Source organism: Rhodococcus sp. NPDC058505 (assembly GCF_042720095.1).
Lineage (GTDB): Bacteria > Actinomycetota > Actinomycetes > Mycobacteriales > Mycobacteriaceae > Rhodococcus_G.
The window spans coordinates 81717-103591 of sequence record NZ_JBHXNB010000014.1; the positions used below are offsets into that span (position 1 = coordinate 81717).

At 71.2% G+C, this 21875-nt stretch carries 22 protein-coding genes, 1 pseudogene and 1 riboswitch; of the genes and pseudogenes, 10 read left to right on the top strand and 13 right to left on the bottom strand.

The genetic code is table 11. The annotated features are described in order from the left end of the window. Positions 1 to 4: 4 nt before the first annotated feature. Positions 5 to 973 (bottom strand): helix-turn-helix transcriptional regulator, encoded by a 969-nt coding sequence (locus ACFWPA_RS12870; protein WP_378507548.1) that lies wholly within the window; start codon positions 971 to 973, stop codon positions 5 to 7. Between the two features lie 63 nt (positions 974 to 1036). Between ACFWPA_RS12870 and ACFWPA_RS12875 the strand changes: the two genes are divergently transcribed. After that, positions 1037 to 2176, top strand: a complete 1140-nt coding sequence (locus tag ACFWPA_RS12875) for an epoxide hydrolase family protein (RefSeq protein ID WP_378507487.1) — start codon at positions 1037 to 1039, stop codon at positions 2174 to 2176. Between the two features lie 51 nt (positions 2177 to 2227). Here ACFWPA_RS12875 and ACFWPA_RS12880 read toward each other — a convergent pair whose 3' ends face one another. The 5 genes from ACFWPA_RS12880 to dacB are packed head-to-tail and all read right to left on the bottom strand — an operon-like array spanning position 2228 to position 7610. Beyond that, entirely contained in the window at positions 2228 to 3562 is a 1335-nt protein-coding gene (locus tag ACFWPA_RS12880; RefSeq protein WP_378507488.1) for an amidase, read from the bottom strand. 52 nt (positions 3563 to 3614) lie between these two features. Beyond that, complete coding sequence (gene hpt / locus ACFWPA_RS12885; protein ID WP_378507489.1) at positions 3615 to 4169, bottom strand: hypoxanthine phosphoribosyltransferase; 555 nt, start codon at positions 4167 to 4169, stop codon at positions 3615 to 3617. A 17-nt stretch (positions 4170 to 4186) separates the two neighbouring features. Further along, the gene (gene tilS / locus ACFWPA_RS12890; protein ID WP_378507490.1) at positions 4187 to 5194 is read right to left on the bottom strand and encodes a tRNA lysidine(34) synthetase TilS; all 1008 of its coding nucleotides are present in this window, start codon (positions 5192 to 5194) and stop codon (positions 4187 to 4189) included. Continuing rightward, positions 5191 to 6234, bottom strand: coding sequence for a zinc-dependent metalloprotease (locus ACFWPA_RS12895; RefSeq protein WP_378507491.1), 1044 nt, complete (start codon positions 6232 to 6234; stop codon positions 5191 to 5193). Before ACFWPA_RS12895 ends, tilS begins: the two co-directional genes overlap by 4 nt. Beyond that, positions 6231 to 7610, bottom strand: coding sequence for a D-alanyl-D-alanine carboxypeptidase/D-alanyl-D-alanine-endopeptidase (dacB, locus tag ACFWPA_RS12900; protein ID WP_378570418.1), 1380 nt, complete (start codon positions 7608 to 7610; stop codon positions 6231 to 6233). Before dacB ends, ACFWPA_RS12895 begins: the two co-directional genes overlap by 4 nt. Positions 7611 to 7740: 130 nt before the next feature. Here dacB and ACFWPA_RS12905 point away from each other — a divergent pair, with 130 nt between their 5' ends. Then, entirely contained in the window at positions 7741 to 8232 is a 492-nt protein-coding gene (locus tag ACFWPA_RS12905) for an inorganic diphosphatase (protein ID WP_378507492.1), read from the top strand. Positions 8233 to 8441: 209 nt separating this feature from the next. Then, positions 8442 to 9104: a transcriptional repressor LexA gene (gene lexA / locus ACFWPA_RS12910; protein WP_378570404.1), complete on the top strand. Its 663-nt coding sequence runs from the start codon at positions 8442 to 8444 to the stop codon at positions 9102 to 9104. A 20-nt stretch (positions 9105 to 9124) separates the two neighbouring features. Here the strand turns inward: lexA and ACFWPA_RS12915 are convergent, their stop codons facing one another. From ACFWPA_RS12915 to ACFWPA_RS12935, 5 genes are all read right to left on the bottom strand, one after another. After that, positions 9125 to 10366 carry an arginine deiminase gene (locus ACFWPA_RS12915; protein WP_378507494.1) on the bottom strand — a complete coding sequence of 414 codons (1242 nt, stop codon included), beginning with the start codon at positions 10364 to 10366 and terminating at the stop codon, positions 9125 to 9127. Between the two features lie 12 nt (positions 10367 to 10378). Continuing rightward, the gene (locus ACFWPA_RS12920) at positions 10379 to 11815 is read right to left on the bottom strand and encodes a basic amino acid/polyamine antiporter (protein ID WP_378507495.1); all 1437 of its coding nucleotides are present in this window, start codon (positions 11813 to 11815) and stop codon (positions 10379 to 10381) included. A gap of 140 nt (positions 11816 to 11955) precedes the next feature. Then, a complete protein-coding gene (locus ACFWPA_RS12925; protein ID WP_378507496.1) occupies positions 11956 to 12426 on the bottom strand; it encodes a MarR family winged helix-turn-helix transcriptional regulator in 471 nt (156 codons plus the stop codon). Between the two features lie 81 nt (positions 12427 to 12507). Beyond that, positions 12508 to 13335, bottom strand: coding sequence for a crotonase/enoyl-CoA hydratase family protein (locus ACFWPA_RS12930; RefSeq protein ID WP_378507497.1), 828 nt, complete (start codon positions 13333 to 13335; stop codon positions 12508 to 12510). Positions 13336 to 13406: 71 nt separating this feature from the next. After that, positions 13407 to 13973 (bottom strand): TetR/AcrR family transcriptional regulator, encoded by a 567-nt coding sequence (locus ACFWPA_RS12935; RefSeq protein ID WP_378507550.1) that lies wholly within the window; start codon positions 13971 to 13973, stop codon positions 13407 to 13409. Positions 13974 to 14168: 195 nt separating this feature from the next. Between ACFWPA_RS12935 and ACFWPA_RS12940 the strand changes: the two genes are divergently transcribed. The 3 genes from ACFWPA_RS12940 (at position 14169) to ACFWPA_RS12950 (ending at position 16901) form a co-directional block, all read left to right on the top strand. Then, positions 14169 to 15230 carry a hypothetical protein gene (locus ACFWPA_RS12940; protein WP_378570406.1) on the top strand — a complete coding sequence of 354 codons (1062 nt, stop codon included), beginning with the start codon at positions 14169 to 14171 and terminating at the stop codon, positions 15228 to 15230. Between the two features lie 188 nt (positions 15231 to 15418). Continuing rightward, the gene (locus ACFWPA_RS12945; RefSeq protein ID WP_378507499.1) at positions 15419 to 16339 is read left to right on the top strand and encodes a hypothetical protein; all 921 of its coding nucleotides are present in this window, start codon (positions 15419 to 15421) and stop codon (positions 16337 to 16339) included. Positions 16340 to 16427: 88 nt separating this feature from the next. Further along, positions 16428 to 16901, top strand: a complete 474-nt coding sequence (locus ACFWPA_RS12950; protein WP_378570408.1) for a YbaK/EbsC family protein — start codon at positions 16428 to 16430, stop codon at positions 16899 to 16901. 30 nt (positions 16902 to 16931) lie between these two features. Here the strand turns inward: ACFWPA_RS12950 and ACFWPA_RS12955 are convergent, their stop codons facing one another. Beyond that, positions 16932 to 18212: an aminotransferase class V-fold PLP-dependent enzyme gene (locus ACFWPA_RS12955; RefSeq protein WP_378570410.1), complete on the bottom strand. Its 1281-nt coding sequence runs from the start codon at positions 18210 to 18212 to the stop codon at positions 16932 to 16934. Between the two features lie 51 nt (positions 18213 to 18263). Beyond that, positions 18264 to 18380: riboswitch (SAM riboswitch) on the bottom strand. Positions 18381 to 18533: 153 nt separating this feature from the next. On the opposite strand from ACFWPA_RS12955, the gene ACFWPA_RS12960 reads away from it, so the two are divergent. Next, positions 18534 to 19184, top strand: a complete 651-nt coding sequence (locus tag ACFWPA_RS12960) for an SDR family oxidoreductase (protein WP_378570412.1) — start codon at positions 18534 to 18536, stop codon at positions 19182 to 19184. 38 nt (positions 19185 to 19222) lie between these two features. Here ACFWPA_RS12960 and ACFWPA_RS12965 read toward each other — a convergent pair whose 3' ends face one another. After that, complete coding sequence (locus tag ACFWPA_RS12965; protein WP_378507503.1) at positions 19223 to 19990, bottom strand: IclR family transcriptional regulator; 768 nt, start codon at positions 19988 to 19990, stop codon at positions 19223 to 19225. Between the two features lie 201 nt (positions 19991 to 20191). Between ACFWPA_RS12965 and ACFWPA_RS12970 the strand changes: the two genes are divergently transcribed. The 3 genes and pseudogenes from ACFWPA_RS12970 to ACFWPA_RS12980 form a co-directional block, all read left to right on the top strand. Further along, positions 20192 to 20980, top strand: coding sequence for a CoA transferase subunit A (locus ACFWPA_RS12970; protein WP_378570414.1), 789 nt, complete (start codon positions 20192 to 20194; stop codon positions 20978 to 20980). After that, positions 20977 to 21630 carry a 3-oxoacid CoA-transferase subunit B gene (locus ACFWPA_RS12975; protein WP_378507505.1) on the top strand — a complete coding sequence of 218 codons (654 nt, stop codon included), beginning with the start codon at positions 20977 to 20979 and terminating at the stop codon, positions 21628 to 21630. The genes ACFWPA_RS12970 and ACFWPA_RS12975 overlap by 4 nt, the downstream gene beginning before the upstream one ends. A gap of 29 nt (positions 21631 to 21659) precedes the next feature. Beyond that, positions 21660 to 21875: pseudogene (locus ACFWPA_RS12980) on the top strand (acetyl-CoA C-acyltransferase); the annotation flags it as partial.

The following is a 21875-nucleotide window of genomic DNA, read 5'->3' on the forward strand; positions in this document are numbered from 1 at the left end:
GCGGTCAGGTCGTGGGTGCGCCGCCCGCCGCGCGGCGGAACCTCGTCGCGAGGCGGTGGAACGCCGCCGCAAGCGCGTCTCCGTCGATCACCTCGATGTCGGCGTCGAGCTGCGTCAACCACAGCGCAAGCCGGTCCGGGTCGTCGGCGCCCAACTCGACGCGGCAGGTGGACTCGTCGACCACCTCGATGTCGACCGGAACGGGGAAGGTGATCCTCGCGGCAACCGTCGCGGCGGGAGCATGCACGAGGACGCGCGCGCGATACCTCCAGGACGCCCTGCTGACCCGCCCGACGACGTATCCGACGACGCTGTCCTCCGGGATCACGCGCGGCCGGAACCGCGCACCGGTCGGTGCGTGCGGAACCATGCGGTCGACCCGGAAGACCCGCCAGCCGTCGCGGTCGAGGTCCCACGCGAGCAGGTACCAGAGCGGTCCCCAGCTCACCAGCCGTTGCGGTTCGGTGTGGCGGGCCTCCTCCCTGCCGCCGGGCTTGGTGTATCCGAATCGGAGGCGTTCGTGGCCACGGATCGCGGCGGCCGTCGCGCCGAGCGCCGCGAGATCGAGCGACGGCTGCGTTCCCGGAACGACACTCGTCGCCTCGCGCACCGCCTCGACGCGCCGACGCAGGCGCGAGGGCAGCACCTGCTCCAACTTCGCCAGCGCGGTGAGGGAGGTCTCCGCGACCCCGAGTCGCTGGGTCGCGACCGCACGCAGCCCGACCGCGACGGCGACCGCCTCGTCGTCGTCGAGCAGCAGTGGGGGCATCGCCGTCCCGGCGGCCAGCCGGTATCCGCCCGCGACGCCGGGACGCGCGGACACGGGATAGCCGAGTGACCGCAGCTTGCCGATGTCGGCGCGCACCGTCCTGGTGCTCACCTCGAGCCGGCCCGCGAGCTCGGAGCTCGTCCAGTCCCGCTTGAGCTGGAGCAACGACAGCAGTTCGAGAAGTCGGGCCGAGGTCGCCAACATGTTCTCGATCATTCCAGCAATTGCGGAAGCAATCCTGCCGCATTATCGGACAGCCTGGGCGTCATGAACGAGAACAACGCGCTCACCCCCTTCCGCATCGACATCCCCCAGGCCGACGTCGACGACCTGCGCAACCGGCTGACGCACACGCGCTGGCCGGCCCCGATGCCGGGCCGAACCGATCGCACCGACTTCAGCCGGGGCATCCCGCTGGCGTACCTGGAGGAGCTCGCCGACTATTGGCGTGACGGGTTCGACTGGCGGGTGCAGGAGACGAAGCTCAACGAGTACGAACAGGTCACGACGGTCGTCGAGGGCCAGACCTTCCACGTCGTGCACGCCCGATCGGCGAACCCGGCGGCCACACCGCTGTTGCTGAGCCACGGTTGGCCCGGCTCGTTCGTCGAGTACCAGCGACTCATCCCACTGCTGGCCGACGAGTTCCACGTGGTCATCCCGTCGCTGCCCGGCTTCGGGTTCTCCACCCCGCTGTCCGGGACCGGCTGGGAGCTGGGGCGGACGACGGACGCCTATGCCGAGATCATGACGCGTCTGGGCTACGAGCGATTCGCCGCCCACGGCACCGACATCGGGTCGGGCATCGTCGGCCGCCTCGCAGCGCGGTTCCCCGAACGGGTGATCGGCACGCACATCGGCGCCGAATCCCGGTTGCTCGCGTTCGTCGGCGACAAGTTCCCCTCCCCCGACGGGCTGTCCGAGGAGGAGATCGCCCAGATCGAGGCGATGCGCACGGAGGTCGCGGCCGAGCGCGGGTATCTCGAGATGCAGAACCATCGTCCCGACACGATTGGCGCGGCGCTCACCGACTCGCCGGTCGGTCAGCTCGCGTGGATCGCCGAGAAGTTCAAGACCAGGTCCGGTGCCAATCGGACGCCGGACGAGTCGGTCGACCGCGACCAGCTCCTCACGAACATCAGCCTGTACTGGTTCACCCGCAGCGGCGCGTCGAGCGCGCAGTTCTACTACGAGGGCGAGCACTCCGGACTCGACTGGATCATGGCCGCCGACGTGCCGTCCGGGTGGGCCGTGTTCGACACCCACCCGCTGATGCGCCGCGCGCTGGACCCGTGGCAGGCGGTCGACCACTGGAGCGAGTTCACCGCGGGCGGCCACTTCCCGGCAATGGAGGAGCCGGAGCTGCTCGCCGACGACCTCCGTGCCTTCTTCCGCGGCCTTCCCTGACCGCTACCGTCACACCGGCGCGACACTGTCACACCGGCGCGACCAGCTGTGTCACACCGGCGCGACCCGCTGCCAGGGCAGCAGCCGTTCCAGCTGCGCCGCGACCGCCAGGATCCGGCCCTCGCCGCCGGGCGGGGCGGCGATCTGCACGCCGAGCGGCGTTCCGGTTGCGGGGTGGATGCCCGCCGGCACGCTCGCGGCGGGCCACCCGGCCAGGTTCCACAACGACGGGAACGGCGCGAAGCGGATGTTGGCGACGAGGTTCGCGAGCCACGATCGGTCGCTCCACCGGTCCGCCGCGATCGGCGCGGACGCCAGGGTCGGCGTGATCACCACGTCATGCCCGGTGAAGTACCCGCGCAGCGCCCGGTCCAGCCGTTCGACCTGTCCCGGCTTCACGAACGCGGCCAGCGCGCGGCCCGCCGCGACGTGCCCGCGGGTGCGGGCCTGCAGCAGCGACGCGTCCAGTCCGGCCGCATCGGCGGCGGTGCCCGCGGTCCACCGGGCGAGCAGCGGCAGCGGGTTCAGCGGGTACGGCAGCGGCGCGGTCGCGACCCGGTGCCCGGACCCGCCGAGCACGGCCGCCGCCCGTTCCGCCACCGCCCGGCAGTGCGGGTCGACGCGCACCGCCGGGAGCGGGGATCGCACCGACACCGCGATCCGCAGCGCGCCGGGATCACCGACCTCGGCGAGATCGGGGCGGCCCGCCATCACCGACAGCAGCAGCGCCGCGTCCGCGACGGTGGTCGCCATCGGGCCGTTCTCCGACATGCCGAACCACGAGTCGACGCCGAGATCGGCGGGCACAACGCCGCGGCCCGGTTTGATGCCGAACACCCCGCAGGCCGCGGCCGGAATGCGGATCGAACCCATGCCGTCGGCGCCGTGCGCGCCGGGCACCATGCCGGACGCGACCGCGACCGCGGATCCGCCCGACGAGCCGCCAGCGGTGACACCCGGATTCCACGGGTTGCGGGTGATCGCGGCCGGGGTGTCGGTGGCGCCCCACACGCACAGTTCCGGGACGGCGGTCAGCCCGACGACGACCGCACCGGCCGCCCGCAGTCGGGCCACCACCGGATGATCGGAGTCCGCGGGGGTCGCCGGTCCGGCGACCGAACCGTTCCCGAGCCGGTGGCCTGCGACCGGCACGTTGTCCTTGACCGCGATCGGCACCCCGGCCAGCGGCAGGGACGTCAGGTCGGGCCGGGCGGCGACGGCCTCGGCCTCGGCCCGCGCCTCGTCGGCGCGAACCGTGACGAATGCACCGAGCCGCGGGTCCCGCCTGGCGATCCGGGTCAGCGCGGCGTCGACGGCGGCGGTCGGGGTCAGTGTTCCGGTGCGCACCCGCGCGGCGACCGAGGAGACCGTGAACTCGGGGTCCATCCGTCCATTGTGCGCGGGAACCGGTGCCCGGCCCATCGACGCGGTGACCGGCTCAGCCGCCGTAGACGCTCGGGTCGAGGGTGCCGATGTACGGCAGGTCCCGGTAGCGCTCGGAATAGTCGAGTCCGTAGCCGACCACGAACTCGTTGGGGATGTCGAAACCGACCCACTCGACATCCACGTCGATCTTGGTTGCCTCGGGCTTGCGCAGCAGCGTCACCACGGTCAGCGAGGCCGGGTTGCGGGTCGACAGGTTGCGCATCAGCCAGGACAGCGTAAGCCCGGAGTCGATGATGTCCTCGACGATCAGCACGTTCCTGCCCGCGATGTCCTTGTCGAGGTCCTTGAGGATCCGCACCACTCCGGACGACGAGGTGGACGAGCCGTACGAGCTGACGGCCATGAACTCCATCTGCGTCGGGATCGGCAGCGCCCGCGCCAGGTCCGTCATGAAGAAGATCGCGCCCTTGAGGACGCCGACCAGCAGCAGATCCCCCTCGGGCGCGCCGTCCGGGAACTTCTCGGCGATCGCGGCGGCCAGCTCGGCCGTCTTGTCGCGGATCTCCTCTTCGGAGATCAGAACCGATGCGATGTCGCCTTCGTACACGGCGGGTGCCCCTTCGTTCATCGACCTGCCGGCTCGCGCGTGACGAACCCGACCGACAGCCTGCCATGCCGCCGGGACAGCACCAACCTGACATCCCGTCCGCCGCCGCCGAGCGCAACCCCACCCTGCCCTCGCCAGCGGCCGACGAGGTCGTCGGCCGCACGCAGCTGGGTCGCGGTGAGGCCGGTGGCCCCCCTGAGCTGCAGCCATTCCCGCAGCGCCCGCCTGCGGATCGCCGGGTGCGCCGGGGCGAGGATCTCGGTGTCGAGTTCGTCACCCGCGGCGTCCGAGGGCAGGGTCGCGGCGCGCCGCAGCCCGGACGCGGCCGCGTCGAGGACCTCGCCGTCCTCCCGGAGCTGTTCCGCGGTCCGGGCAAGGGCCGACGCGACGCCGCCGCCGAGGATCTGTTCGAGCAGGGGCAGCGCCTCGGTCCGCAGCCGGACCCTGGTGAACGCGGGATCGGCGTTGTGCGGGTCGCGGTGCGGCGGCACCCCGAGCTCGGCGCAGGCACGGTCGGTGACGGCCCGGCGCACCGGCAGCAGCGGCCGCCCCCACGGCGCGTCCCAGTCGCGCATGCCCGCGATCGATCGCGGACCGGATCCGCGGGCCAATCCGAGGAGCACCGTCTCGGCCTGGTCGTCGAGGGTGTGGCCGAGCAGCACCGGTCTGCCGTCCCGCGCCCCGTCGAGGGCTGCGTACCGGGCCCTGCGGGCGGCCGCCTCGACGCCACCCGGCCCGGTCACGTCGACCGGAAGCACCCTGGCGGTGACGCATCCCAGCGCCAGCGCCCGGTCCGCGGCGCGCCGCGCGACCGCCCCCGACCCGGCCTGCAACCGGTGGTCGACGACCAGGGCGTGCACGGGTCCCGCCTCGACGGCGGCGGCCGCGGTGAGGGCCAGCGAGTCGGCACCGCCGGACAGCGCGACCGCGACTCCGTCGACGGCGGGATGCGCGCGCAGCCACCGGCGGACCGCGTGCCGGACCTCGAGCAGCCCGGGGCCCACCGGCGGAGGGCTGTTCGTCACGCGAGCACCCGGGCGATCCACTTCGCCGGGTCGTCCACCTCCGCGGTGCTCGGGAGGGTGTCGGGTCCGGTCCAAATCGTGTTGAACGCGCTCATCCCGACCTCGGCGACGACGGCATCGACGAACGCCTTGCCCCGCACGTACTGGGCCATCTTCGCGTCGATGCCGAGCAGTGCGCGCAGCAACCGCTGCACGGGGTTGGTCCGGCGGGCGCGCCGCTGGTCGAAGGCGCGCCGGATCCGCGCGACCGACGGAACCACCGCAGGGCCGACGGCATCCATCACGTGGTCGGCGTGCCCCTCGAGGAGGGTGCCGAGCATCAACAGCCGGTCCAGGGCGGCACGCTGCGGTTCGGCCTGTGTCGCGCGGAGCAGGCCGACGACGCCGCGGTCCTCGGGGGCCTGCTCCCGGCCCGCCTGCCGGTCCCGGACCGCGGTGGTGAGCCTGCCGATCAGGTCGGTGAGCGAATCGTCGCCGACGGCACCGAGGGTCGCGACGGTCTCGCGCATGTACTCCGCGATCCACGGCGCCGACGAGAACTGCACGCGGTGCGTCACCTCGTGCAGGCACACCCAGAGCCGGAAGTCGCCGGGCGGCACCTGCAGGGTCCGTTCGACGCCGACGACGTTCGGCGCGACGAGCAGCAGGGTGCCGTGGTCCCCGGTGAACGGGTCGTACTGGCCGAGGATCGCCGACGAAAGGAAGGCCAGCACCGCGCCCGCCTGCACGCCTGCGGGGCGTCCGCGGAGCAGGCCGGTTTCGGCGGTGTCGTCACCGGTCAGGTGGGCCATCGACGCGGCGGCGGCGGTGATCCATCCGGCCCGGTCGACGATCCGCGCCTGCGGGACCGGCAACCCGTCGGCGAGCCCGGTGACCTCCCGAACCGGGCCCTCGGCCCGGACCGCGGCGGCGGACAGGTCCGCGACCACCGCTTCCGCGTCGGCGCGGCTGGTGCTCGGCCCCGGCCGGGTCAGCAGGACACCGGCGCGGGCGGCCCACTCCCAGTCGACCGCGCCAGCGAGCCCGCGTTCGCCGGTCACGTGCACCCACAGGACCGCAGGGTCGAGGCGATCGCGTCGAGGGCGGGCCTACTCGCGTCCGGTGCGCGGTCGTTGGACATCAACGCGAAGGTGAGGACCCGGTTTCCGACGTCGGTGACGTACCCGGCGAGGGCGCTGGCCTCGGACAGGGTGCCGGTCTTCGCCCGCACCCAGCCCGCGGCGCCGCCGCTGCCATACCGCGCGGACAGGGTCCCGGTCGCGCCGGCGACCGGGAGGTAGTCGAGCATCGGGCGGAGCGCGGGCGTGGCGTCACCGGTCGCCGCGGCCAGGATCCGGTCGAGGAGCCGCGCCGGGATGCGCCCGTCCACCGACAGCCCGCTGGCGTCGTGCAGCAGCACGCCACCGATGTCGAATCCGGCGGCGGACAGGGTGTCGGTGATCGCCGTCGTTGCGCCCGCGAAGGACGGTTCCGTGCCGACCCGCGCCGCGATCTCCCTGCCGATCGCCTCGGCGAGCACGTTGTCGGAGAACCGCATCATCTGCCCGAGCCGAACCCGGAGCGGCGCGGATTCGACCGACGCCAACGGCGCGGCACCGGAGGGTGCCGCGCCGAGCGTGACCCGGTCGGGGGCAACCCCGAACGCGGCGGCAAGGGCACGGCCCGCGTCGAGCGCCGGGGTTGCGCTGCGCGGCGACTCGTCCTCGAGCGGCCGCAGCCGTCCGCCGTCGAACATCACCGGTTCGATCGGGGCGATGTAGCCGGCGGCGACGTCGCCGGGCATCCAGCCCCGCGCCATCGGCGGTCCCGCGTAGGCACCGGTGTCCACGACAACCGACTGCACGGCCGCGCCGGTCCCGCGGACCTGCGCGATCAGGTGGTCGAGCCGCGGCGCGCCGGGGAAGAAGCCGGGCTGACCGGGCGGCTGAGCGGTCAGCGTCACGTCACCACCGCCGACAAGCACGATCTGGCCCGGCTCGATGCCCCGCACGACGCGGGTCGCGACCCGATGTTCGGGGGGCAACGCCAGCAGCGCCGCCGCCGCGGTGAGCACCTTCGTCGTCGAGGCCGGGATCATCGGCGTGTCGGCGCCCTGGCTCCACAGCACGGCGCCGGTGGTCGCGTCGGAGACGACGCCGGTGAACGAGCCGAGCCCCGGGTTCGCCAGTGCGGGTCCGAGGGCCGCCGCCAACGCGGCCGGGTTCGGTGCCGGGGCGTCCGCCGGAACGGGCGCGACCTGTGGTGTCGCGACCACCGGGGGCGGTGCCGCGACCGTCGTCGGGGTGACGTCGGCACCGAAGCCCAGGTCGGTCGGCTGCACCACCAGCACCGCGGCAACGGCGCCTGCGATCGCGACGGCGACCGCCCCGAGCAGCAGCCGGACCCGCTTGCGCCGTTGCGCGGCCAGCGACCCGATCGTGCGGTCTGACGCGCCTGCCTTCGCCAACGTCCCTCCGATGGTCGCTCCACGTTAGTTCTCCGCCATTATTCCCGACGGGCTACCCTGTCGATCGCACCATCCACCTGAAGACAAAGCGAGGAAACGCGTGTCGTTCGACGTCACCATCGAGATCCCGAAGGGTCAGCGCAACAAGTACGAGGTCGACCACGAGACCGGCCGCGTCAAGCTGGACCGCTACCTCTACACCTCCTTCGGCTACCCCGCCGACTACGGCTACATCGAGAACACCCTCGGCGAGGACGGCGATCCGCTGGACGCGATGGTGCTGCTCCCCGAGTCGGTGTTCCCCGGCGTCATCGTCGAGGCCCGCCCGGTCGGGATGTTCAAGATGGTCGACGAGGCAGGCGGCGACGACAAGGTGCTGTGCGTGGTCGACGGCGATCCGCGGTGGGACCACATCCAGGACATCTCCGACGTGTCGCAGTTCGAGCTCGACGCGATCAAGCACTTCTTCGTGCACTACAAGGATCTCGAGCCGAACAAGCATGTCACCGGCGCCGACTGGGTCGGGCGTGCCGAGGCGGAGAAGGTCATCGCCGAGGCATTCGAGCGGCTGAAGGCCAACGGCGGCCACTGAGCCGAAGGCCAACCGAGACGACTGAGCCGAAGGCCAACGGAGACGACTGAGCCGAAGGCCAACGGAGACGACTGAGCCGAAGGCCAACGGAGACGACTGAGGCGTCTTCCGCCGTCCCACGAAGGTGTGGGATTCCTCCCGGAACCCGGGCGGAATCCCACACTTTCGTCGTTTCGGCCCTGTCGGTGGGCGGCACTACGATTCGCCGGGTGACCGGATACGACGACACCGACATCTTCGGGGGCCTCGACGCCTCCACCCTGCCTGCCCACCAGCAACGGATCCTGGCGACCGTTCGGGACTGGGCCGTCGCGCACGGGCACGCACCGAGCACCCGCGAGCTCGCGGACGAGATCGGCGTCAAGTCGACGTCCACGGTGTCGAGGCATCTGAAGGTGTTGGAGGACAAGGGTTTCCTGCGGCGCTCCGGCGCGGTGTCCCGACCGATCGACGTGCGCCCATTCCTCGGCGGTTCCGGCGCGGGCACCGGGTCGGACCGGTCGGTGTCCGTTCCGGTGGTCGGCGACATCGCCGCCGGCGCCCCGATCCTCGCGGAGCAGCACACCGACGAGACGCTGTCCCTGCCCCGCGACCTGGTCGGGTCGGGCACCGTGTTCGCGCTGCGGGTGCGCGGCGACTCGATGGTCGACGCCGCGATCTGCGACGGTGACGTCGTGGTGGTCAGGCAGCAGCACGAGGCGCATTCGGGTCAGATCGTCGCCGCGATGATCGACGGCGAGGCCACCGTGAAGGTGTACCGCAGGCGCGGCGGGCACGTCCTGCTCGAGCCCCGCAACCCCGCCTACCCCATAATCGACGGGGACGAGGCGGTCGTGCTCGGCCGGGTGGTGTCGGTGATGCGCAGGCTCTGACCCGGCGCAGCACCGACCGGTCAGAAGTCGACGGCGTCCCGGACGATCGGGCAGGTCATGCAGTGCCCGCCGCCGCGGCCGCGGCCGAGTTCGGCGCCGACGATCGTGATCACCTCGACGCCCTGCTTGCGCAGCGCGGCGTTGGTGTGGGTGTTGCGGTCGTACGCGAACACGACCCCCGGCTCGGCGGCGACCAGGTTGTTGCCGCTGTCCCACTGCTGGCGTTCGTTGGCGTAGAAGCCGCCGCCGGTGGGGACGACGCGGAGCCTGTCGAAGTTCAGGGCCTCGGCGACCACGTCGACGAACGGCTTGCTCTCCTCGGTGACCTCGGGCGCGCCCCGGTCGCCGGGGCGCAGCGAAAAGGTGTGGATGCCGTCGACGATGTCCGGGAAGACCGTGACTAGGTCCCGGTCGGCGAAGGTGAAGACGGTGTCCAGGTGCATCGCGGCCCGCAGCTTCGGCATGCCCGCGACGATCACCCGCTCCGCGGCCCCGGCGTCGAAGAGTGACTGCGCGACCTGGGTGACCGCCTGCCGGGAGGTGCGTTCGCTCATCCCGACGAGGACCGCCCCGTTGCCGATCGGCATCACGTCGCCGCCCTCGAAGGTGGCCATTCCCCAGTCCTGCTCGGGGTCGCCCCACCAGATCGTCGCGCCGGTGAAGTCCGGATGGAACTGATAGATCGCCTTCATCAGCAGCGTCTCGTCGTGCCGCGCGGGCCAGTACAGCGGGTTGAGGGTGACCCCGCCGTACAGCCAGCAGGTGGTGTCGCGGGTGTAGAGGGTGTTCGGCAGCGGCGGCATCAGATACTCGCGCACCCCGGCCTGCTCGCGGGCCAGCGCGAAGTACTCGGGCCGGAAGTCGGCGGGCAGATCGGCGGTGGACAGGCCGCCGATCAGGTACTCGGCGAGGGTGCGGTCGCCGAGCTGGTCGAGGTAGGCGCGGACATCGTCGACGAGGCCGAGGCCGACCTCGTTGGCGACGACCTTGCGGTCGAGCAGCCACTGCTTCGCGCCGGGCACCGCGAGGGTCTCGGTGAGCAGGTTGTGCAGCTCGACCACTTCGACGCCGCGGTCGCGCATCTTCGCCGTGAAGTCGAAGTGGTCGCGCTTGGCGTTCTGCACCCACAACACGTCGTCGAAGAGCAGGTCGTCGCAGTTGGTCGGGGTGAGCCGCTCGTGGGCGAGGCCCGGAGCGCACACCAGGACCTTGCGCAGGGTGCCGACCTCGGAGTGGACACCGAAGGTTGCGGGTGCGGTCATCGTTTCGCTCTCCTAGATGGTGATGGCGCCGGTCGCGAGACCGACGATTCCGGCGAGTGCACCCAGGGCGACGACGGCGAACAGCGCCGCCTCCCATGGTGAGAACAGCCGCTTGCCCGCCTCCCTGCGGGTCAGCGCGAACAGGATGGTGCCCGGCGCGTAGATGATGCAGGAGAGCAGCAGGAACTCGAGGCCCGCCGCGACGATCATGAACGCGGTGTAGAAGGTGGCGATCCCGGCGAACACCAGCTCCTTCGTTCGGTTGCGCGGCTCCGCGTCGTAGGTCTCCCCCGTCCAGCCCAGCTTCAGCGCGTACGCGGCGGCCAGCAGGTACGGCACCAGTGACAGCGAGCTGCACAGCTTCAGGGTGAACGTGAAGGCGTCGTCGGAGAACAGCGTGGTGAGCAGCACCAGCTGGATGAGCACGGTGGTGAACAGCAGCGCGATCATCGGGACGTTGCGGTGGTTGACGCGGGCGAGGAAGGACGGCATGTCCCGGTCCTTCGCGGCGACGAACAGCACCTCGGCGGCCATCAGCGTCCACGCCAGGTAGGCGCCGAGCACCGACACGATCAGGCCGATGCTGATGAACCAGGCGCCCCAGGTGCCGACCGCGGACTCGAACACCGGCGACATCGACGGCTGCTGCAGGGTGGCCAGCTGGTCGCGCGGCATGATGCCGTAGGCCACCATCGTCACCGACGCGAAGATGGCGAGCACGCTGAGGAAGCCGAGGACGGTGGCCCGGCCGATGTCCTCGCGGCGGCGGGCGTACCGCGAATACACGCTGGCGCCCTCGATGCCGAGGAAGACGAACACCGTCACCAGCATCGTGGAGCGCACCTGCTCGAACAGCGACTCGGAGTACGCGTCGCCGCCGAGGAAGTTGTCGGCGAAGGTCCCTGCGTCGAAGAAGAACAGCAGGATCACGATGAAGAACAGGATCGGTACCAGCTTCGCGACGGTGACGATCTGGTTGATCGTCGCGGCCTCCTGCACCCCGCGCAGCACCATGTAGTGAAAGGCCCAGATGCAGGCGGTCGACAGCAGCACCGCCCAGATCGTGTTGCCCTCCCCGAAGATGGGCAGCACCTGACCGAGGGTGGACTTGATCAGCACCCAGTAGCTGACGTTGCCGACGCAGGCGCTCGCCCAGTAGCCGAACGCCGAGAAGAAGCCAAGGTACTCCCCGAATCCGGCCTTCGCGTACGCGTACACGCCCGCGTCGAGGTCGGGTTTGCGCACCGCCAGTGTCTGGAAGACGAAGGCCAGCATCAGCATGCCGGTGCCTGCGATGGCCCACGCGATCAGCGCCCCGAGCCCACCGGTCGCTGCGCCGAAGTTGCGGGGCAGGGAGAACACGCCCGCACCGACCATCGAGCCGACCACCATCGCCGACAGGGTCAGCAACGGCATCGTCTTCGTTGCGGTCCCCTCCGTTGTCGCCACTGCCTACCCCCGTGTGTCGTTCGACTCCGTCCGGTCGGGGTGATCCTCTCAACGCGGACGCCGGTGATGCCGTACGCCACGCTGAGCAGTGGCGGACGGGTTTCCGCGCCTCGACTACTGCCCGGTGGGGGCGGCGGAGATCATCGGGCGTCCTTCGCGAGGACCGGCCGCATCCGTTCGTAGTCCTCGACGAACCGGTCGAGGAGCCGGGTGAACTCGCGCAGGTCGGCGACGGGCCAGTCGGCGAGCAGGTGGGTGAGTTTCTCGTTGCGCAGCGCCCTGATCCGGGCGGCCACCTCGCGACCGCCCTCGGTGACGGCGAGGACGCTGGCCCTGCCGTCGGTGGGGTCGGGCTTGCGCTCCACGAGGCCGCGGTCCACGAGTTGCGTGACCTGACGGCTCACGGTCGACGGGTCGGTGTACATCGACTCGGCGAGGCCGCTGGACCGCATCGGACCGTCGTGGATCAGCCGGAACAGGCACCCGTACACGGCGGGGTCGATGCCGTCGGTCGCCTTGGCGTGCGCGACGATCCGGTCCCGCACCCGCTGCAAGCGGACCACGTCGTTGCCGATTCGGTCGGCGAGGGGGGCAACTTCGTCCGGGGTCATGCTCGCGCTCCTTGGGTGCGTCACTCAACTGCTTGACGGCTGCAAGTATGTGGCGGGTCGTGCCCCTCCGGCAACCGGTTCTCAGCGACCCTTGAATTCGGGCGCGCGCTTCTGGAACACCGCGGCCATCGCCTCGCCGATGTCCTCGGACGGCAGGAACGCCGCGTTCCAGGCCGCGACGTAGCGGAGGCTGTCGTCGACGGCCGCGCTGCGACCGTGATCGAGCACGTCCTTGATGCCGTGCACGACCAGCGGCGGGTTTGCGGCGATCTCGGCGGCGGTCGCATGCGCGGCGGCGAGCACCGCGTCGGCGTCGGCGAACACGTCGGACACCAGGCCGATCTTCTCGGCACGGGCGGCGTCGATGTCCCGTCCGGTCAGCGCGAGCTCGCGCAGGTGGCCGTCACCGATGATCCTCGGCAGGCGGGCGAGGCTGCCCATGTCGGCGACGATCGCGACCTTGACCTCGCGGATGCTGAACTTCGCATCGACGCTGGCGTAGCGGATGTCCGCGGCGGAGATCAGGTCGACGCCGCCGCCGATGCACCAACCCTGGATCGCGGCGACGACCGGCTTGCGGCAATCGGCGACGGCGTTGATCCCACGCTGCATCGCCCTGATGTCGCCGTGGAAGGTGGTGCGCGGCCCGGCCTGCGCCTTGTCCCCGAGCACCGGCGCCATCATCGGGGCCATCGCGGCGAGGTCGAGGCCGAAGGAGAAGTGCTTGCCCTGCCCGGCGAGCACGATCGCCCGCACCTCGGGGTCGGCGTCGAGCTCGCCGAACAGCGGAACCAACTCGCTCCAGAAGTCGGGGCCCATCGCATTGCCCTTGCCGGGGCCGATCAGGGTCACCTGCGCGACGTGATCCTTGATGTCGACGGTGAATGCCTGCCACGATGCTCGAGTCATTACTCGAGAGTAACCAACGGCGACCCGGCTGGCCCGGCGACCGTCGCCGGGTCGGTGCGCGACGGGCCGGGTCAGTGCGCGAAGGCGCCCGCGAACACGCCAGCGACCGCGGACTGCACGGCCTCCCGGTCCACCTGCTCGGGGTCAACGGCGTGCTCGAGCATCAACCCCGAGATCAGCGCCATCACGGTGATCGCGAGGGTGCGGGGGTCGACCCGGTCGGCGATCCCCCACTCCCCGGCCCGCTCGCCGATGAGGTCCTCGAGTTGACGCCGCAGCGACCGCCGTTCCCGCAGGTAGGCCTCGGCGATCGCGGGTTCGCGGGCGGCCTGGACGCCGAACTCCAGCACCAGCAGCGCCCATCCGGGGTCACCGACCAGCCAGGTGCTGATCGTCTCGCCGCCACGTCCGGCCGCGTCGGCGACGGCAAGGCCCGAGATCTCGGCGAGCACCCGGCCCGCCACCTCAAGGGACCGTTCGGCGAACAGTTCGGCGAACAGGTCCTGCTTCGACTCGAAGTTGGAGTAGACGGCGCCCTTCGTGAATCCGGCCCGGCGCGCGATCTCGGCCAGCCGGGCCGCCGCGAAGCCGCGTTCGGCGAATTCCTCGGCCGCGGCTTCGAGCAGGCGGCGGCGCACCTCCGTCCTGGACGGCCGGGTCAGCACCTCCGGCGCCGCGGGACGTCGGCCAGCTTCGGTTGTCGCGCTCGACTCGGTTTCCATGGTGACCATCTTCACGCCTGCGCTTCCGCCTCACGCTTGACCTCCCCCCAAGCCGATACCTACGGTATTCAATACTTTAGGTATTGAAAAGCGACCGGGGGGAACCACCACATGAGCGTCACCGACGTCGACCCGACGACCGGCGAATCCACACCACACCGGTCCACCAGCCCGACCGACCGCTACACCCCCCGCCAGATCCTGGTCGGGGTGGCGATCGGCGTCCTGCTGCTCCAACTCGGGTTCATCACCAGCTACGTCGCCGCCTTCCACCAGCCGACGCCGCGGGACATCCCGATCGCCGTCGTCGCGGATCCCGGGCTGCCCGCCGGGACGGACCGACAGGTCGTCGATCGCCTGAATGCGATCGCCGGCCACCCGGTACAGGCCAGGGTCGCCGCCACCACCTACCAGGTCCGCACCCTGATCTCGGATCGGGAGGTGATGGGCGGATACCTGGTCGCCGCATCCGGTCCCGACACCCTGATCACCGCGAGCGGTGCAGGCAGTTCCGCCGCGACCGCGCTCGAGGACATCTTCACCCGGGTCGACGCCGCGCAGGGTCGCACCTTCGACGTGCGGGACGAGGTCCCGGTCGGTATCCACGACAATCGCGGGCTGTCCGGCTTCTACCTCTCGATCGGCTGGGTGGTCGGCGGATACCTGCTTGCCGCGGCAATCGGCCTCCTGATCGGGGCGCCGCGCACCCTGCGCGAGGCGGGCCTGCACACCGCGCTGATGGCGGTCTACGCGCTGCTATCCGGCTTCCTCGGGGCGCTGATCGCCGCGAACCTGCTCGGGACGTTCACCGGTCATCTACTGCCGCTGTCGCTGCTCGGCGCCGGTGTGGTGTTCGCGACCGGGATGTTCACGATGGGCCTGCGGGCGCTGATCGGCATCCTCGCCGTTCCGCTCGCGATCCTGATCTTCGTGGTACTCGGAAACCCCAGCGCCGGAGGCGCATTCGGATCGAATGTGCTGCCCGAGTTCTATGCGGCGATCGGCAGCTGGATCACCCCAGGAGCGGGCACCGAGGGCGTGCGCAGCATCGTCTACTTCCACGGCACCGGCGTCGGGCAGCCGATCGTGACCCTGGTGACCTACGCACTGGTCGGGCTCGTGACGGTATTCGCCTGCACGGCCCGCACCGCTCGGCGAGGGCGCGTGCACTGAAACCGGCTGGACGGGTGGGGACTGCGCTCATGACCCCGGATTCAACCAACCAGCCGTTCGTCGCAGTCGACGATGACGGCGCGGCAAAACATCGGTAAACTACGACTCCTGATGTGCACACGAGGAGACGTGCGCGTGGGCGGCCCGGCCAGTAGTCCGCGACGGGAGATCCAGTGCCGTCGCGGATCGTGAGCACGGCGATCGCCACCATCGCGGTCATGACCGCCGCGGGGTTCTGCGCCCCCACCGCGCACGCGGCCGCCCGGATCGAAGGCACCTACCAGGCTCCGGGCGTCCTCACCGTGACTTGGGACGACGGCCGCGAGCTCGGGTGCGAGGCCCCGCGAACGCAGCAACCGGGCGGCCATACCGTCATCTACCCGAACGACCCCGCGAGCGGGCCGCACCCCATAGTCGTATGGGGCAACGGCACAGGCTTCGGCACCGATTCGACGTGCTCCTACCATGACGCGCTGGTACACCTCGCGTCCTGGGGATTCGTGGTGGTCGCCCCCAACAGCGGCGCGGTCGGGGACGGCACCGCCCTGCTGGCGGCGGTCGACCACGCCGTCGAGCTGAACGACGACCCGTCGAGTCCGCTGCATAACCGACTCGACACCGACCGGATCGCGGCCGTCGGGCACTCGCAGGGGGCGGGGGGCGCGGTCACCGCGGCCCGGTCGTCCGCGGGCCGCATCGTCAGCGTCGTCGCCCTCGCGTTCGCCGATCCCACCCCACTGTGGTGGTGGCCGGTGGGCCTGCCGGTACCCACCGCTGCTGGACTCTCCGCCCCGATCTTCCTCGTCCGCGGCACGGGCGACTGGCTGGCAACCGAGCGCGGCCAGCGCATCTACTTCGACCAGGTTTCCGGGGCCGCGGCCAAGGCGGCACTGGTGGGCGGCGACCACCTCGACCTCACCGGGGCACTCGGATACGTCACGGCGTGGCTGCGGTACTCACTGGCCGGCGACGTCTTCGCCCGGCGCGCGTTCGTGGGGGACGGCGCCGGGCCGCCCGAGTTGGCGACCAACATCGCGCCGGGCGGCCACTGGCGTGAGGTCGCCCTCAAGAACCTGCCCTTCTGCGCGGGCTGTCCGCCGGGCAGTTGATCGCAGCATGCGCCGCGATGCGGCCAAACCATAGGAGCGTCCCGACATTTCGGCGCGCGAAGGATGCCCGCCGGTCCTAGGGTGGGGCATGGCGAGGACACTGCAACCCGAGGCCGCGAATGTCGCGAGGACACTGATCTCGCGGGGCCACCACGGAGTGGTGGTCACTCAGGACCGGCCGACCCGCACCGCCGCCGAAGCCGCCGCGACCCTCGGCGTCGACATCGGCGCGATCACCAAGTCCCTGGTCTTCCTCCTCGACGACGAGCCGGTCCTGCTGCTGGTGTCGGGTTCCCACCAGGTGGACACTGAGCGCACCGGCAAACGTCTCGAGGGGATGCTCACCCGCGCCCCCGCCGAACTGGTGGTGCAGGTGACCGGTCAGCCGCTCGGCGGCGTCGCCCCGGTTGGGCACCCGACCAACCTGTCCACCTACATCGACACCGCCCTCGAGGCCTACCCGGAACTGTGGGCGGCGGCGGGGCACCCGGGCGCCATGTTCCGGACCACGTTCCGCGAGCTGGTCCGGATCACGGCCGGTCTGGCCATCGACGTCGACTGATCCCCGCCCCTGCGGGTCGCGGCGCCGACGCTAGTGCGCCGCCGCGCCGCTCGTCACGCGCTCGCGCACGAACTCGCCCACCGCGCCGACCAAACGGTCGACATCGGCGCCGCTGCTGCCGAGCCCGAGGCTGGCGCGGACCGCGCCCGCGCCATGACCGAGCCGGGTCAGCAGCGGGTGCGCGCAGAACTTACCGTCCCGCACGCCGATGCCGTACCGGTCGGACAGGAACGTCGCGACCTCACGGGGTTCGGCGCCGGCGACGGTGAAGGTGACGATGCCGACGGCGTCCGGGGAGTCCGGCCAAATGCGCAGCACCCGAACCCCGGTGATCGCGTCGAGCCCGGCGGTCAAGCGGTCGCACAGCACCCGCTCGTGCAGCTCGGCGGCGTCGGCGTCGAATCCGGCGAGCGCCTCGCAGGCGGCGGCGATCGCGACGGCACCGAGAACGTTCGGGGTGCCCGCCTCGTGCCGCTGCGGGGCGGCGGCCCACTGCACGGCGTCGATCTCGACGTTCTTGGTGGCCCCGCCACCGGCAAGGTACGGCTCGGCGGCGTCGAGCCAGTCGGCGCGCCCGACGAGGGCGCCTGCGCCGAACGGCGCGTACAGCTTGTGCCCGGAGAAGGCGAGGTAGTCGACGCCGAGGTCGGCGATGTCGACGCGGCGGTGCGGCAACAACTGCGCGGCATCGACGAGGATGCGGGCGCCGCACTCGTGGGCAATCCGCGCGAGCCGGGCGATCGGCAGCACCTCGCCGGTGACGTTGGAGGCGCCGGTGACGGCGAGCAGCGCCGCCGGGCGGGTGCACAGTTCGGCGACGATCCGCTGCACCGTCTCCTCGACGGTGTCCGCGGACCGGACGACGCGGGCGCCGTTCCGATTCCAGGACAACAGGTTTGCGTGGTGCTCGATGTCGAGGACCACGGTCTCACCCGGCACGCAGGAGGCGAGCAGGTTCAGTGCGTCGGTGGTGTTTCGGGTGAACACCACGACGTCGTCGGCGCGGGCCCCAACGAAGTCCGCGACCACGCCGCGGGCGCCCTCGTAGCGGTCGGTGCACACCTGGGAGGCGTAGCCCGCGCCGCGGTGCACGCTGGCGTAGAACGGCAGCAGTTCCTGCACCCGGTCCGCGACCGCGGTCAGGGCCGGGGCGCTGGCGGCGTAGTCGAAGTTGGCGTACCTGACCGAGGTGCCGTCAGTGAGCGGCGCCACCAGGTCTCCACCACAGACGGGCGCGAAAGATGCCGTGCCGGAACAGTTTCCGTCGAAAGTGGTGGCGACCTGGGGGGCGGTGTCGAGTACAGCGGTCATGGCGTCATCCCTTACGTCAAGGGACCCGTGCGATGGAGAGGTGGTGCATCGAGTCCGCGCTTGCCGTGTCCGGAATTGGAAGCACGGCCAGGTCGTCACCCGGGGCACCCCACCGCGGTGGAGGGTTGCCGGCCAGCAAGCCGGGGCTACACGCTGGCACTCATAACCTGAGCAGAGAATGGCAGCATCGGCGTCGCACTGTCAACCCCCGCCCACCGAGTGCGCCTGTGACCTCGACCACCGCGATGCCCGACATCTGCGGCGCCGCCGTTGCGGCAGTACGTTGGACCCGACCCCGAATGTCCTACGGAGGGAACGGCCATGGCTCGCGTCGTCGTCATCGGTGGCCACGGAAAGGTGGCCCTGCACCTGGCACGGATCCTCAGCGGACGCGGCGACGAGGTGACCGCGGTAATCCGCAACCCCGACCATGCCGCCGACGTCGTTGCCGCGGGGGCAACACCGGTACTCGCCGACGTCGAGAACCTGAGCGGCGAACAGCTCGCGGAGGTGCTGCGCGGGCAGGACGCCGTTGTCTGGTCGGCGGGCGCGGGCGGCGGCAACCCCGACCGTACCTACGCCGTGGACCGGGACGCCGCGATCCGGTCGATGGACGGCGCCGAGGCCGCGGGCGTGCGGCGGTACGTGATGGTCTCCTACCTCGGATCAAGGACGGACCACGGTGTCCCACCGGACAATTCGTTCTATGCCTACGCGGAGGCAAAGGCCGCCGCCGACCAGCACCTGCGCGGCACCGCCCTGGACTGGACGATTCTCGGCCCCGGCACACTGACCCTCGCCCCGGGGACGGGCCGGGTCGAGGTGAGTCCGACGCCCACCGCGCATGCGGTGAGCCGGGAGGACGTCGCCGCTGTCGCGGCCGCCGCCCTTGCCGACCCGACCACCGTGCGCCGCACGATCCCGTTCAACAACGGTCCGACCCCGATCGCCGAGGCGATCACCACGCACTGACCGCCCCCGCGGGTCAGCCGGGCGCCGACCCTGGGTGACTACCCGCTGCGCCGCAGCCGCTGGGTCAGCCGGTGCGCCTGTCGCAGCAGCAGTTCCCCGAGTTCCGGGCGCCGCTCGTCGCGGAACCGACTCTCCACGCCGGTCAGACTCAACGCCCACTCGGGCCGACCCGCCGCGTCGAAGACCGCGGCGCCCATCCCCCAGCTGCCCTCGACGAGCAGGGCGGGATTGACGCAGTACCCGGCCAGCCGGGTCACTACGACCCGCGCCCGGATGCCGTCGCTGTCGTGGTCGACCCCCCACTGCGCGGTCAGGTCCCGCCGTTCCAGGTACTCCTCGACCTCCCGATCCGGCAGGTGCGAGAGGATCGCCAGCCCGGCGGACGCGACCCCGAGCGGCAGTCGCAACCCGACGTGCAGGACGTGCGAGCGCAGCGGGAAGCTGCCCTCCTCGCTCGCGATGCACACCGTCTCGTCGCCGCGTCGCGCGGAGAGGAAGGCGCTCTCGCCGGTCTCGCGCGCCAGGTCCCGCAGGATGTCGCGACCCAGATCGGTGATGTCGTAGCGGCCGGCCGCCTGCGCGCCGAGCAGGTACAGCTCCGGGCCGAGCGCCCACCGCCCCGACCGGTGGTCCCGGTCGACCAGCCCCTCCTCGGCGAGCGCGGTCAGCAGGCGGTGCGCGGTCGGTCGGGCCAGGTTCGTTGCCCGGGCGAGCTCGGACGTCGACGCGCCCGCCGACACCCCCGAAAGTGCGCGCAGCAGGGCACCGACGCGACGGATCACCTGCGGCCTCAGCGGCTCCTCCATGACCCGATCCTACGTCCACTCAGTGAACACCATGGCCGTGAAGGTCCATCAGACGAGCAGTGTCCGCCGTTTCCTCCTCCCCTCTTGAAACCCTGGGAGCTGCGCACTTAAGTGGCCACCAGGAATCGAACCGCGGCGTCCGAGAAGTGAACATGATCCACCCGTTCGGCCCGCGGACCCGCCAAGGGAAGGAACTTTTCGATGGGAACGACCCTGTGCACTACACCGGCCGAGGCGGTCTCCGACATCGGCGAGGGCGCCACCATCGCGGTCGGCGGGTTCGGGCTGTGCGGGATCCCCGACGCCCTGATCGCCGCGCTCCGCGATTCCGGGGTCGGCAACCTCGAGGTGTTCTCCAACAACTGCGGCGTGGACGATCACGGCCTCGGGATCCTGCTGGGCGGTGGGCAGATCAGCCGGGTGACCGCCTCCTACGTTGGGGAGAACCGGGAATTCGCGCGCCAGTACCTGGCCGGCGAACTGGAGGTCGAACTGACCCCGCAGGGCACCCTCGCCGAACGCCTGCGGGCCGGGGGCGCGGGCATCCCCGCCTTCTTCACCCCGGCGGGGGTCGGCACCCCCGTCGCCGACGGCGGCCTGCCGTGGCGCTACCACGCCGACGGCTCCGTCGCGGTCGCGTCCCCGCCGAAGGAGACCCGGGAGTTCGGCGACAAGCGGTACGTGATGGAACACGGCATCACCGCCGGCTTCGCGCTCGTGCACGCGGTCCGCGGCGACACCGCAGGCAACCTGGTCTTCGACAAGACCGCCCTGAACTTCAACCCGCTGGCCGCGATGGCCGGCAAGATCACCATCGCGCAGGTCGAGGAGCTCGTCCCGGCAGGCGAACTCGACCCCGCCCAGGTGCACCTGCCCGGCGTGTTCGTCCAGCGGATCGTGCACACCGGCCCCCAGCACAAGCGCATCGAAAAGCGCACCGTCACACCTTCGGCCGAGCCGAACATCACAGCAGAAGGAGCCTCGGCATGACCGGTTGGACCCGCGACGAGATGGCCGCCCGCGCGGCCGCGGAGATGATCGACGGCGAGTACGTCAACCTCGGCATCGGCCTGCCGACGCTGATCCCCGGCCATCTCACCGACGCCGTGCGGGTGACGCTGCACTCGGAGAACGGGATCCTCGGCACCGGCCCCTACCCCACCGACGACGCGGTCGACCCCGACCTGATCAACGCGGGCAAGGAGACCGTCACCGTCAACCCCGGTGCCGCGTACTTCGATTCGGCGTTGTCGTTCGGCATGATTCGCGGCGGCCACATCGACACCGCGGTGCTCGGCGGCATGCAGGTCTCCGCGACCGGCGACCTCGCCAACTGGATGGTGCCCGGCAAGATGGTCAAGGGGATGGGTGGGGCGATGGATCTGGTGCACGGCGCGAGCCGGGTCATCGTGGTGATGGAGCACACCGACCGGGACGGCGGCGCGAAGATCGTTCGGGAGTGCAGCCTGCCGCTGACCGGGCGGGGGGTGGTCGACCGGATCATCACCAATCTCGCCGTGATCGACGTGGGCGGCGACGGCACCCTCGCGCTCGTCGAACTCGCGCCGGGGGTCACCCTCGCCGAGGTTGCCGCCGCGACCGACGCCCCGCTGGATGCCCGGCTCCCCGAACTGGTCTGAGCGCAAGTCACTTTCGAAAGGAGATATCCATGACGGAGAACATCTCGGTCATCGTTGCCGGGGCCCGCACCCCGATGGGACGCCTGCAGGGCGCACTGAAGAACTTCTCGGGATCCGACCTCGGCGGCATCGCCATCCGCGGCGCCCTCGACAAGGCAGGCATCACCGGCGACCAGGTCGACTACGTCATCATGGGGCAGGTCCTCACCGCAGGCGCAGGCCAGATCCCCGCCCGGCAGGCCGCC